Origin of the sequence: Aneurinibacillus danicus (assembly GCF_007991215.1) — a bacterium.
GTDB classification, from domain to species: domain Bacteria; phylum Bacillota; class Bacilli; order Aneurinibacillales; family Aneurinibacillaceae; genus Aneurinibacillus; species Aneurinibacillus danicus.
Map to the genome: position 1 here is coordinate 1 of NZ_BJXX01000055.1, position 13312 is coordinate 13312.

Consider the following 13312-nt stretch of genomic DNA (forward strand, 5'->3'; position numbering starts at 1 on the left):
TAGCATAGTTTCCTTCCCTGTTGAAGTACAGGCTGTCGCTCCCTGTATGGCTAAACACGCCGTCAAGCACAATCCGGATACCGAAGCGCCGTGCTTCCGCGCAGAGGGAAGCAAACAATTCGTTATCACCAAACATCGGATCTATCTTATGGTAATCACCTGTATCGTACTTGTGATTGCTTGATGCTTCAAAAATCGGATTTAAATAGAGGACGGTAACTCCCAGACTCTTAAGGTATGGAAGCTTTTCCAAAATCCCATAGAGATTGCCCCCGTAAAAGTCCCAGCGTATGACCCGTTTCGTCTCTGGATCGCGGATATAGAGCGGAAGACTGTTCCAATGGGCATGAAGCAAGCTGCCCGGCTTCGGGTTCAATACGCGTCCCTCCGGCAGGCCATTGCGGAAACGGTCAACGAAAATCTGGTACATGACCCCGTTCTTTATCCAATCCGGGATCGCCGCTTCCGCCCGGTACACCGTAATTTGATAGCCTGGCGGTACATCCGGGTAGCTCTCTCCGACACCGCCCATTCCCTGCGCATTGTTCCCGTAATAAAAAAGGCTGCCGTCGTATGCAATACGAAAATAATACCACCATAACCCCGGCTCTTCAGGGGCGGTCCAGCGCACTTCATACAAGCGGCCGGGTTCCTGTCCCTGGACCGGTGCCATGCGGATATCCGCTGCAGGCTCGCCGTCGCGCGCGATGCACAGCCGGACATCTTCCATGTGCTCACATCGGCTTCCGTATGCCGCAAACCGCAGTATGATATCCGTACCGCAGGGAACCGCCCCGAAAGGAGCGCGGAACCCCTGTTGATGTGAATCGTGCCGTACTTCCAACTCCCCCATCTCAGAACCGCCTCCTTCCTATTCGATCTTCACCGGGTCTAATTCCCAGATGTCATCCGCATATTCGACAATCGTCCGATCGCTTGAGAATACGCCGGATTGGGCGATATTTATCAGGCTCATCTTACTCCAGCACTCCCGGTCACGGAACGCTGCATCAATCCGCTGTTGGGCCTGCACATAGGAGGCGAAATCTTTAAGGACGAAAAACTCATCATTGGTCGACAGCAGCGAATAATAAATATCGTTGAACAGCCCGTATCCGGCTCCAAAGAAATCACCTGTAAACTTCTGCAGCGCGCCCCGGATACGAATATCCCCGTGGTAAATGTCTTTAGCCCGGTACTTCCCGTTCGTGTAATACGCTATCACTTCATCAGCCGTCAACCCGAAGAGGAACATATTGTCGTCCCCCACTTCTTCGTGCATCTCCACGTTGGCGCCGTCCAGCGTCCCGATCGTCACGGCCCCGTTCATCATAAACTTCATATTTCCCGTCCCGGACGCCTCTTTGCTCGCGGTGGAAATTTGCTCGCTGACGTCGGCAGCCGGAATAATCTTCTCGGCGAGGGAAACACGGTAGTTTTCGAGAAACACCACTTTCAGCTTGTTCTGAATGACAGGGTCGCGGTTGATGACATCTGCAAGGGTGTTAATCAATTTGATGACGCTCTTGGCCAGTTGATAGCCTGGAGCGGCTTTGGCGCCGAAAATAAAGGTACGGGGCATGACTGCAAGGTCCGGGTTAGCGCGCAGCCGATCGTAGAGATCCATGATGTGAATCACATTCAAAATCTGCCGCTTATATGCGTGCAGCCGCTTCACCTGTACATCAAAAATGGACTGCGGATCAATTTCGGTCCCCGTTTTTTCCCGCACCAGGTCGGCAAGCCGCGCCTTATTCTGCTGCTTAATCGCATACAACTGTTGTTTAAACGCCGCATCGTCAGCGAAACCGCGCAGCTCAATTAATCGGGACGGATCGGTTACCCACTTATCGCCAATCGCTTCGGTAATCAGGCCAGCCAATGCTGGATTCGCCTTGATTAACCAGCGACGGTGCGTAATGCCGTTCGTCTTGTTGTTGAATTTGTACGGATACACCTCGTAAAAATGCTTCATTTCCCGCTGCTTCAAAATATCGGTGTGAATTTTGGCCACACCGTTCACGCTGTGGCTTCCAACCACGGCAAGATGTGCCATTTTCACCTGGCCGTCGGCGACAATGGCCATCTGGTGAATTCGCTTCCAATCACCCGGATACTTCTCCCACAATGCATGGCAGAATCGCTCGTTAATCTCATGCACAATCATGTAGATGCGCGGAAAAAGGGGCTGAAAGATATCAATAGACCATTTCTCCAGCGCTTCACTGAGCGTCGTATGATTCGTATAGGAAATGGTATTGACCGTGATATGCCATGCTTCTTCCCATCCCATTCCTTCTTCATCCATCAGAATGCGCATGAGCTCAGGAATCGCCAGTACCGGATGGGTATCATTAATGTGAATAGCGACTTTATGATGGAAATTTCTTAGCGATTGCTGTGTTTTCTTGTAACTGCGCACGATGCTTTGCAGTCCGGCGGACACGAAGAAATATTGCTGCTTAAGCCGGAGCACCTTCCCTTCGTAGAATGAATCGTCCGGATATAAAAATTCAGAGATGGATTCGACCGAACGCTTGTAATCAAGAACCTTGTGATAGTCACGTGAATTGAGCGTCTGAAAATCAAAATCACGAATGTTCGGCTCCGCACTCCATAGGCGCAGCGTATTGACGGTCTTATTACGATAACCAATTACCGGCACGTCATAGGGAACGGCAAGCACGGACTCGTATTTTTCATGGACAAAAGTCCAGTGTCCGCCATGATCTTCGAAGCGCACCTCGCCGCCGAACCGCACTTCAACCGCCAGATCAGAGCGGCGTATCTCCCAGACATTGCCCTCTTTAAGCCAGTACTCCGGCAATTCCACCTGGTAGCCGTCGACAATTTTTTGCTCGAACAGGCCGTATTTATAACGAATGCCGCACCCATGCCCTGGAAGAGACAGCGAGGCGAGCGAATCGAGAAAACAGGCGGCAAGCCGTCCTAATCCTCCGTTGCCCAGCCCCGCATCCGGCTCCTGTGCTTCCAAACGGGAAAGCTCGATTCCAAGCTCGCACAAGCTTTCTTCGCACAAATCCCGCACGCCGAGATTAATCAGGTTGCTTTCGAGCAGTTTGCCAAGCAGGAATTCCATGGAGAAATAATACATTTGCTTTTCCTGATTTTCGACGTAGCGCGTATTGGTCGCAATCCAATTTTTGTTGATATACTCGCGGATCATGGCGCCCAGCGCTTTGTATTTATCAATGTCGCTTGCTTCTTCCACGGGTTTGCCCAGCATGCTCTCGAGCTTGTCGATAAATGCCCGCTTAAAGCTTTCTTTGCTTGAAAACATGATGTCCCACCTCTCAGGCTGTAACCAGCTGTTCATACAGCATATGATACTGCCGGGCGGATTGAATCCAACCGCAATCCGTTTTTTGCCCATTCGCGAGCACCCGGGCAAACGCCGCAGGATCGCGGTAGACGCGGAGAGCTCGTCCGACTGTATACAGCATATCATGTGCGTTGTAATGGGCGAACGTAAAGCCGTTCCCTTCACCAGTCATTTCGTTATAGGACTGTACCGTATCGCGCAAGCCTCCGGTTTCACGTACGATGGGCACGGCACCATACCGCAGCGCGATCATCTGCCCGATACCGCACGGTTCAAACTTGGACGGCATCAAAAACAAGTCGGCGGCCGCATATACGCGCCGTGCAAGCCCTTCGTCAAACTGAATACACGCCGCAATTTTCTGGGGACAGCGGAGCGCCGCCTCACGGAACATCGTTTCATACCGCGCTTCCCCCGTGCCCAGCACCACCATCTGCATATCAAGCGCCAGCATGTCTTCAAGCACGCAGGCAACTAAATCCAGCCCCTTCTGCTCGGCCAGGCGAGAGACGATGGCGATGAGCGGAATGCCTTCAGCGGTCGGAAGTCCAAGCTGCTGCTGTAGATGAACTTTGTTTTTCCGCTTTTTGGCCGGGGAGCGCCGGTAATTAACATACAGGTGCGGATCGCTCTGCGGATTGTATGTGTCATAATCGATCCCGTTGATAATGCCCGTTGTATCTGCTGCCCGGGCGCGCAGCACGCCGTCCAGCCTCTCTCCGTAATACGGTTCCTGGATTTCCCGCGCATAGCTCGGACTCACCGTTGTCAGTCGGTCCGCATACAACAGCCCGCCCTTCATGTAATTGATGTCGCCGTAAAACTCCAATCCGTCCAGCGTAAAATAGTCGTTGTCAAGCCCAAGCACATCCGGCAGCACCGTATACGGAAAGATTCCCTGGTATTTTAGATTATGTATCGTAAACACAGTGCGCATGGAATCGTAAAACGGATGGCCGTCATAGAACGCACGCAAAAATACCGGCACCATCGCCGTATGCCAATCATGGCAATGAAGGATATCCGGTTTGAATCCTAATTGTGGGAGCGATTCAAGTACCGCCCGCGAGAAGTAGGCAAATTGCTCCGCCTCATCGTAGCAGCCGTACACGCCATCCCGCCAAAAATAGTATTCGTTGTCCACAAAATAGTATGTGACGCCGTCCCATTCCAATTCTTCGATGCCGGCATACTGCCTGCGCCAGCCGACCGGAACCGTAAGCTCGGCCCGCCGTCTCATGTTTTCTGTAAAACAACCGGGAATCACTTTATACTTTGGGAGCATCACCCGCACGTCCAGCCCTTGCTTGATCATTTCTTTCGGCAGGGAACCGATCACGTCAGCCAATCCTCCGGTTTTGACGAAGGGAGCCGCTTCTGCGGCTGCAAATAAGATGCGCATGTTTTTCCTCCCTTTTCTTCGTACTCTATACGGTGGCCCGCTTGGCCACAAGCAGCGGAAAGTCCTCCCGCCCGGCCAGCGTTCTGCCTGCCCCAATGCGCGCGACTTTATCCGCAATCACACACTCCACATATGCGTCTTCCCCAACCTCACAATGCTGCAGTAAAATGCTATTTTTAATATGAGCACCCTTGCCCACCTTTACCCCTGAGAACAAAATGCTGTTTTCCACCGTACCTTCAATTACGCAACCGTTGGCGACAAGCGAATTGGTGACGTCCGCTCCTTCCCGGTACAGTGCCGGAGGCTCATCTTTCACTTTGGTATAAATGCGTTCTCCCTCAACAAACAACGCTTCCCACACATCCGGCGCAAGCAAATTCATGCTCTCGGCATAATAATCTTCCACTGTTCGTACCATGGCCGCATAGCCTATATACGGAAAACCGTACACACGCGCCTGTTCCAGATTCGCAATAATGCCGTCCCGTACAAAATCGGAACGGTTTTCCTGCATGCCATGACCGATCGTCTTAAGCAGCCACTCTTTTCGAATCAGATACATCTCAAGCGACGCTTTTGTTCCGCCGATAAACCCCGGTTCGGAGTCCATATGAACAATCCGGCCATCCTTGTCGGCTGCCAGTGCGCGATACTTCGCAGCGCGTTTCGCCTCGTTTCCCCATTCTTTGTATAGTACAGTTACGTCCGCTGCGGTGTTTTTATGGAACAGCAGTGCCGGACGTACGTCGATACTGCCGATTATTCGACTTCCGCACACGAATACGTGCGGCTCGGGCCCGCGCAGAAAGTAATCCATATGTTCCGCAAAAAACGCCATATCTCCCTCAGGCAGCACTCCGTTCGGGTTAATGGGCGGCGGCAGAATAAACAATCCGCCGTTCTTCCGATCCAAATCCCAGGCTGCTCCATTGCCCAGATGATCTATCAGTGAGCGGTACTTGTGCCGGGTAAACACGGCCACACTTTTTATCCCGGAATTGACCAGGCCCGATAGTGCAAAATCGATGAATCGATACCGCCCGCCGAACGGAACAGATGCGCTGCAGCGCGCTTCCGTCAGCGCCTGCAATTCATCAACTTCATTTGCCAGATTGACTAGACCCATGACTTCTTCCATCCGCTACGCCTCCCTTACGATAGTCCCGCCGCTTTTCGATTGGGTGTTTCGTATCCATGCACGATTGTTCTCTCACCGACCAATGAAATGCTCTGTCCTGCTCCTCCGATACGAACGCCGTCTTCAATGGCGGCTCCTTCACCGATAATTGCTTTCTCAATCGTCACATTCCGGCCAATCTTCGTATGGGGCATTACAACCGAATCACGAATCACGCTGCCCATCCCAACTTTCACCCCATAAAACAGAACAGAATGCTCGACATGGCCAAATACCGTACACCCCTCGTTGATCATGGAGCGGCTGATGACAGCGTTCGGCGCGATATACTGCGGTGGCTGTTGAGAATTCACCGCGTAAATTCTCCAGGCAGGGTCGTTCATCGTAAACAAAGGATTTTCCGCCAGAAGGTCCATATGCGCCTGCCACAGGCTTTCAATCGTGCCTACATCTTTCCAATAACCGGTAAATGGATAAGCAATGAGCCGCCTACCTGCCGCAAGCATTGCCGGAATCACATCCTTGCCGAAGTCATGGCTGGAATCCGGGTTGGCCGCATCATCGTTTAGATGACGTCTTAATGCATCCCATGTAAAAATGTAGATACCCATCGAAGCGAGGTTGCTTTCGGGTCGCGCCGGTTTCTCGGTAAAATGGATGATGCGCCGCTCCTTATCCGTACTCATAATGCCGAACCGACTTGCTTCACTCCACGGCACTTCAATGACCGCAATCGTTGCATCCGCTTTTCTTTCTTTGTGATACGCGAGCAGACGGCTATAATCCATCTTGCAAATGTGATCGCCGGAGATCACCAGCACATACTTCGGGTCATATTGTTCGATGAAATGCGCATTTTGGTGAATGGCGTTGGCGGTGCCCGTATACCAAGACCCGTCCCGGCGATCCATAAACGGCGGCAGAACGGTGACGCCGCCATCCCGGCGATCCAGGTCCCAAGCGCGGCCAATACCGATGTATGAATTCAGTACAAGCGGCTGGTACTGGGTTAATACACCGACCGTATCGATGCCGGAATTTACGCAGTTGCTCAAGGCAAAATCGATAATCCGATACTTTCCGCCAAATGGTACGGCGGGCTTGGCGAGACGGGTCGTAAGCGGACCGAGTCGTCGGCCTTCACCACCGGCAAGCAGCATAGCTACGCATTCTTTCGCTTTCATCTTTCCCCTTCTTTCACTTTGAAGTTATGAAGCTTTAGAAACACACAGGCCAACGGAGGAATGGTAAGGGAAATGCTATGGGGGCGGTTGTGCCATGGTATGGGTTTTGCTTCTATCAGCTTGGGATTTGTCACACCGGAACCCCCGAAACACACGTCGTCACTGTTGAAATATTCAAGGTACATCCCGGGTGTGGGCACACCGATTCGGTATTCGGAACGCACAACAGGGGTGAAATTGCACACGACAAGAAGAGAATCGTCCGGCTGTGCGCCTTGCCTTATAAACGTGAGGATACTCTGGTTGGAATCATGAGGATCAATCCATTCGAAGCCGCGCGGCTCGTGATCGTATTCCCACAGCGCGCGCTCCTTTTGATATATATGATTGAGTGTTTTAACATACGCCTGTATTTTATGATGCATATCGTATTGAAGAAGATGCCAGTCAATCTCGGCTTCGTCTTTCCATTCGTCAAACTGTCCAATCTCGCCTCCCATAAACAGCAGTTTCTTCCCCGGATGTGCGATCATATAGCCGTACAGCACACGCAGGTTGGCAAACTTCTGCCAGTAGTCCCCCGGCATTTTCGCAAGCAGCGCTCTTTTGCCGTACACAACTTCATCATGGGAGAGCGGAAGGACGAAATTTTCAGAGAACGTATAGAAAAAAGAAAACGTCAGCAGTTCATGATGCCATTTGCGATGCACAGGATCCATCTCCATATACTTGAGCACATCGTTCATCCAGCCCATATTCCACTTAAAATTGAATCCGAGTCCGCCCAGGTAAGTAGGAGCGCTAACGCGCGGCCAGGCGGTCGATTCTTCCGCAATCATCAAAGCACCCGGATAGGCGTCGAATACCGCCTCATTTAACTTTTTCAGAAACTCCACAGCCTCCAGGTTTTCGTGTCCGCCGTATCGGTTGGGCCTCCACCTTCCTTCTGGTTTGCCGAAGTCGAGATACAGCATACTGGCGACAGCGTCTACCCGCAGTCCGTCAATGTGGTACTTGTCCATCCAGAACAGCGCGTTGGAGATAAGAAAGCTCACCACTTCCGGTTTGCCGACATCAAACATCAGCGTTCCCCACTCGCCCGTATCGGCTTTGTGCACATCCGCATATTCATATAGCGGCGTGCCGTCAAATTGCATAAGCCCGTGGGCGTCTTTGCAGAAATGGCCCGGCACCCAGTCCAATATCACGCCAATTCCATGCTGATGGCACCGATCAACAAAGTACTGGAAATCTTCCGGCGGGCCATACCGGCTTGTAGCCGAGAAATAGCCCGTCACCTGGTACCCCCAGGAGCGATCAAATGGATGCTCGGCAAGCGGGAGCAGCTCCATATGCGTATAGCCCATTTCTTTCACATAATCGATTGCCTCGTCTGCCAGCTCGCGGTAGGAGTAAAACGAGCCGTCATCCTTCTTTTTCCATGTTCCGGCATGCAGCTCGTAGATGTTTATCGGTTTGCGAAGCGGATCGCTAGTATCGCGCCTGACAAGCCACTCCGCGTCACTCCAGCGGTATGCATCCGGCGAATGGACGACGGAGGCGGTATTCGGCCGCACTTCTGATCGAAACGCGTATGGGTCCGCTTTCAATAGGGTTCCGCCGGATGCCGTTTTAATTTCATACTTATACAAACTTCCTTCACTAAGCCCTGCAATGAACAGAGACCAAACCCCGCCGGTACCGGGCATTTTGAACATTTCATGCCCCTCTCCCTGCCACTCGTTAAACTCGCCGACAATGCTTACCTTTGCCGCTTCCGGTGCCCAAACAGTAAACCGGACGCCGGTTTGGCCCTCTTCCCGGCAAAGATGGGCGCCGAACAGGCGATAGCTGCGAAAGAGGTTTCCCTCATGAAACAGATACAGAGCTTCCTTGTCGGGATACATGGCTGGCTTCTCTCCTTGCTTTAGTTTATACAGGAATAATTCGACAAAGAATACAGCCCTCCTTCAACCCGGTAAAAATAGAAAAAAATCGTGTAGATACGAGGTTCTTCGACATTATCACCAATATGAAACAGCGGAAATCCTGTATGAAAAAAACTCCTGACCGTATGTTCTGGTCAGGAGTTTTTTTCATGTTTTTCTTCCATTCTATCAGAATCAGGCAATACTAAATCGCGAATGCTGACCCGGCCCGTCCGATTCGTATCGAGGAATTTGACTCGTGCATCCCTTGGGACTCCTGTATCATCCTGGATAAATCCGATCACGATACAGCGTCGATCACGATGTTTTTTCTTCAGTACGTTCACCGGCTGTACAACATATTCCTTGCCCAACTCAATCTTCACCGCATAATGCTTCTCGTCATTAATATATGTATTGACCATGCAAGCGGTAACCTTTCCGCGCCGGTCGGTAAAAAAATCAATATAACTCGACGTCACAGCGCCTTCCCTCGCTCTCTGCCTATTCTCTTTACAGTTCTTTTTACCCGTTTTCTACATATAGATAATTCTATAAGACCATAATATATGATTTACAATAGATATTTCCACATCTTTTTACACTGTATAAAAGTTATAAAACAAATATTTATTAGCAATGAGCAAAAAGAGCCCTTTCCGGGGGCTCAAGGCAGAAGGTTGGAGCAGACAACAGACACCGTTATTCCATACTCTCGAAATGTCCGACAATCTCGCCGTTCTCGTAGCTCTTCAGCGTATCACGATAAAGAATTAAATTATTATCCTTAAGAAAAGATGTGAATTCTTCCTCGGAAAGCCGGCCGGTTAGCGTTTCGTTCTGCATCGTAAACGAAGCGCGCCCTCCTTTTACCGCATCAAAATACATCATGCCGGAGCAGGAAGGCTGCAATTTCACTTGAATCATAAAAAAAGCCCCTCCTTCACCGTTATTTTGTCCATACGGGAACAAAATATGTGAAGGAGGGGCCTCCTTATTCTTTACGCACAAATTGTAATGAAAAACTTTCTTTCCGGTTGGGGCTCCAATCCACCGTGACGGTAAACGTGCTCGATTCATCTGTCAACGCGCACCCGCTGCAGTCGGTATGATAGACGATGCCAGTTTTGTTGTTCATGTCGTCTTCACGGCCGCTCACCTCTTCCGTAAGTCCGGTCAGACGATACCGTATGTTATAGACAGAATCGATATCAGCCGATTTGTAGGAGAGGCGCAGAACCTGCTTTTCTTTCTCTGTCCCCTGCGTATGCACGGTCATCAGGATCGCCTTCCAATTGTCGGATTGACCAACGTATACAAGCGTTTCTTGCTCCTCGCTGCATCCGGTGAGCAGGCTGGCGCATAGAAGAAACGGGGCTAATCGTATCATCCGCTTGCCCGCTTTTTTTACTGCCCGTATCACAGACTCATAACTTCCTGCGCGATTTTGATGTTTTGCGCGCCTTCTTTTTTCTTCTCGGCTGCGCATACTTTCGCTTCGTCGAGCGTATCGAACGATTCGACTTTTCTGTACAGGAATCCGAAATCGGTCATCGCGTCATAAATCACCATGTACATCAGATCCATCCCCCATCTTTTCGGCTTAGCGGTAGCTGACCGCCTCTTTCGCCGCTTCTTCACGGCCTTCCTTTCGCTCAAAAAACTCTTCGTAAATCGCACGCACGGCTTTTTCTTCATCGACCGCTTTGACGCCGAACATCATGCTCACCTCGGATGAGCCCTGGTTGATCATCTCAATGTTGACATGCGCCCGTGCCAGCGCGCCTGCTGCCCGGGCCGTCGTTCCGACATTGTGACGCATGCCTTCGCCTACGATCATAATCATGGACATGTCACGCTCGAACACGATATCATCCACCGCCAGCTCAGTGCGGATACGTTCGGTGATGCGTCGTTCCATCTCAGCGTCAATCTTGTCGTCTTTTAAAATGACAGAAATATCGTCAATCCCGGACGGAATGTGCTCATACGACAGATGCTCATCTTCAAGGATATGCAGCAGGCGGCGGCCGAAACCAATCTCGCGGTTCATTAAATATTTGCTTACATAAATACTGCAGAATCCGTTTGCGCTCGCGATGCCAACCACCGGGTTGCCGTTGCCTTCCCGCTCAAATACGATCATGGTGCCCGGTGCGGACGGATTGTTCGTATTCTTGATGCAGACCGGAATGCCGGCCCGAAACGCCGGAATCAGGGCTTCATCGTGGAAGACCGAAAAACCGGCGTACGATAATTCACGCATTTCACGGTAGGTAAGCTCCTGAATCGGCTGCGGATTGTCCACTATGTTCGGATTGGCTGAAAACACGGAGTCAACATCGGTAAAGTTCTCATACAGATCCGCCTTTACTGCAGCGGCGAGAATGGAGCCTGTGATGTCAGAGCCGCCGCGCGAGAACGTCACGATCTCTCCGGACGGTGAAAAGCCGAAGAAACCGGGGAAGATCAGAATGCCTTCCTGCTCACGAAGCGTCTTTAAATTTTCATACGATTCCGGCAGCACCTGGGCGTTGCCGTGCTCGTCGCTTACAAACAGACCCGCATCCTTCGGATTCACATAGCTTGCTTGTACGCCCTGACTTTGCAGGTAGCGGGCCACGACCTTGGCATTGTTATCTTCTCCGCTCGCCTTAAGCGCATCCATAAACATCTCCGGCTTGCTGCGGTCAAGCTCAAGCCGCCCGCGCAGGTCTGCCTCGATAACATGTACAATTTCTTCTGACAGGCCAAGCCCGCAAGCAATATCCCGATACCGGGCCACAACGGCTGCAAGTTCCGCTTCGGCTTCGCCTTCCGCGAGATAACGCTCCGCCAACGCGATGAGTAAATCCGTTACTTTCGTGTCATTCTTGTCGCGTTTACCAGGTGCCGATACGACGATGAGTCTGCGTTCTGTGTCAGCAAGAACGATATCGCACACTTTTTTAATCTGCGCGGCACTGGCCAGGGATGTACCTCCAAATTTTGCTACTTTCATCTCTCTACCCCTCACTTCTGTGTTCCAAGGCTGTCAAAACACGGCTTTTTCTATTTTCCGAATACTCATATATTATACTTTTGTGACAAAAAAGAAAATACCCGGAGGCTTTTTGCCTTTATAATTGTTTACGGCTGAAGATGAACTCGCCCCGAAGAGCCTGTCCGGCCACACGGTATTCCTTATTGTATCCGCCGTCAAAATAGACGACAATGTTGTGCGGCTCGGTTTCAATTTCCTTCACCAGCTTCTCAAGCTCTTTTTTCGTCCAGCGTTCTCCGTCCTCATCATGGAAAGTGAGCGTCTCCACTCGCCCGGTCTTCTCGATGTCCTTGGCAAGCCGTAACGCTTCTTGCGCTGTCATCATCTGTGAGGTGAATGTCGTGCGCTTTTTTGTACCCTGCGCTTTATATTCCCATACGATGCTGACCTCCATTGCATCACCCCTCCTCCTGTTATGCGTGAAATCGATGTACAAAAATCCCGCCTAGGTACGACGGGATTTTTAGCTTTCTATTATTTTACGTAGCGCAGATACTGTTTGCGTGTGTTCATGTACCGTTTGAAAATCTCCGAGATTTCTTCAAGCGTGTCCCAATCTAAGATTTCATCCGCGTCTTCTTCCACGCGTACAATTTCTTTGTCAGTCAGCGACATGATCTTATGCTTGAGCATATCGCCTGCCGTCCGGTACTGTTCTTCATTTTCACGGTATCCGGCCAGATCCACATATTCTCCTTCTGTTCCCGGAATTTCCAGTAGATAAACATCCTCACTCATCACGACCATAACCCGTTTTCCATTCTGATCCAGAAAATCTTTAGCAATAACAACGACGCCTTCACCTGTCTCAAGCACATCCCAATCGGCATAGTTCTCAGCCAATTCGGTATCCAGCACCTGGCTGTACCGTGCCCGCAGCATTTCTTGCAGTATGTCGCGCATCTCTTCCGCTTCCTCACGGGTTTTGAAATACACTTCGTTTCCGTTCTCAATAAAACCGCCGTGCTCAAGCGCGACGTCCCGGTAACTTGTACCAAGCAATTTATCAATATTATCATTGCGGAGAAGACCTTCTCTTGCATTGACTGATACGAGATGATATGTAACTTCTTTTAATGAATCGACATACCTGTTCACTTTTACCGTGATTTCCATCCATAAACCTCCTAAAAATGCTGCCTCGTAAAATCCATCCAAATATAGCTCACACTGCATTTTACCATTTTCTGCGCCGTTGTTTCAAATGCCAGTACTCGTATTTTTCACAGAAAACGATCATGGTTTTTCAGCCGCAACCCCGACATGAAAAT

Annotated in this window: 13 protein-coding genes; all 13 read right to left on the reverse strand. The window is 50.7% G+C overall.

The window, feature by feature from the left end:
* Nucleotides 1-853, reverse strand: an 853-nt coding sequence (locus ADA01nite_RS06280; RefSeq protein ID WP_246147246.1) for an alpha-amylase family glycosyl hydrolase, incomplete at its 3' end; no start/stop codon positions are given.
* A gap of 18 nt (nt 854-871) precedes the next feature.
* Entirely contained in the window at nt 872-3301 is a 2430-nt protein-coding gene (locus ADA01nite_RS06285) for a glycogen/starch/alpha-glucan phosphorylase (protein WP_146809110.1), read from the reverse strand.
* A 13-nt stretch (nt 3302-3314) separates the two neighbouring features.
* Nucleotides 3315-4745, reverse strand: coding sequence for a glycogen synthase GlgA (gene glgA / locus ADA01nite_RS06290; protein WP_146809111.1), 1431 nt, complete (start codon nt 4743-4745; stop codon nt 3315-3317).
* 25 nt (nt 4746-4770) lie between these two features.
* Nucleotides 4771-5886 (reverse strand): glucose-1-phosphate adenylyltransferase subunit GlgD, encoded by a 1116-nt coding sequence (glgD, locus tag ADA01nite_RS06295; protein WP_146809112.1) that lies wholly within the window; start codon nt 5884-5886, stop codon nt 4771-4773.
* 14 nt (nt 5887-5900) lie between these two features.
* Entirely contained in the window at nt 5901-7070 is a 1170-nt protein-coding gene (locus ADA01nite_RS06300) for a glucose-1-phosphate adenylyltransferase (RefSeq protein WP_146809113.1), read from the reverse strand.
* Nucleotides 7067-8977, reverse strand: a complete 1911-nt coding sequence (gene glgB, locus ADA01nite_RS06305) for a 1,4-alpha-glucan branching protein GlgB (protein WP_146809114.1) — start codon at nt 8975-8977, stop codon at nt 7067-7069. Before glgB ends, ADA01nite_RS06300 begins: the two co-directional genes overlap by 4 nt.
* A 176-nt stretch (nt 8978-9153) precedes the next feature.
* Nucleotides 9154-9480, reverse strand: a complete 327-nt coding sequence (locus ADA01nite_RS06310) for a tudor domain-containing protein (protein ID WP_146809115.1) — start codon at nt 9478-9480, stop codon at nt 9154-9156.
* A 220-nt stretch (nt 9481-9700) separates the two neighbouring features.
* Nucleotides 9701-9925, reverse strand: a complete 225-nt coding sequence (locus tag ADA01nite_RS06315) for a hypothetical protein (RefSeq protein WP_146809116.1) — start codon at nt 9923-9925, stop codon at nt 9701-9703.
* Nucleotides 9926-9992: 67 nt separating this feature from the next.
* Nucleotides 9993-10421, reverse strand: a complete 429-nt coding sequence (locus ADA01nite_RS06320; RefSeq protein ID WP_146809117.1) for a hypothetical protein — start codon at nt 10419-10421, stop codon at nt 9993-9995.
* Nucleotides 10418-10576 carry a hypothetical protein gene (locus ADA01nite_RS21940; protein ID WP_170230168.1) on the reverse strand — a complete coding sequence of 53 codons (159 nt, stop codon included), beginning with the start codon at nt 10574-10576 and terminating at the stop codon, nt 10418-10420. Before ADA01nite_RS21940 ends, ADA01nite_RS06320 begins: the two co-directional genes overlap by 4 nt.
* A gap of 25 nt (nt 10577-10601) precedes the next feature.
* Nucleotides 10602-11999 carry an aspartate kinase gene (locus ADA01nite_RS06325; protein ID WP_146809118.1) on the reverse strand — a complete coding sequence of 466 codons (1398 nt, stop codon included), beginning with the start codon at nt 11997-11999 and terminating at the stop codon, nt 10602-10604.
* A 118-nt stretch (nt 12000-12117) separates the two neighbouring features.
* Entirely contained in the window at nt 12118-12435 is a 318-nt protein-coding gene (locus tag ADA01nite_RS06330) for a hypothetical protein (RefSeq protein ID WP_146809119.1), read from the reverse strand.
* Nucleotides 12436-12515: 80 nt separating this feature from the next.
* Complete coding sequence (locus ADA01nite_RS06335; RefSeq protein WP_146809120.1) at nt 12516-13157, reverse strand: hypothetical protein; 642 nt, start codon at nt 13155-13157, stop codon at nt 12516-12518.
* Between the last annotated feature and the right edge of the window lie 155 nt (nt 13158-13312).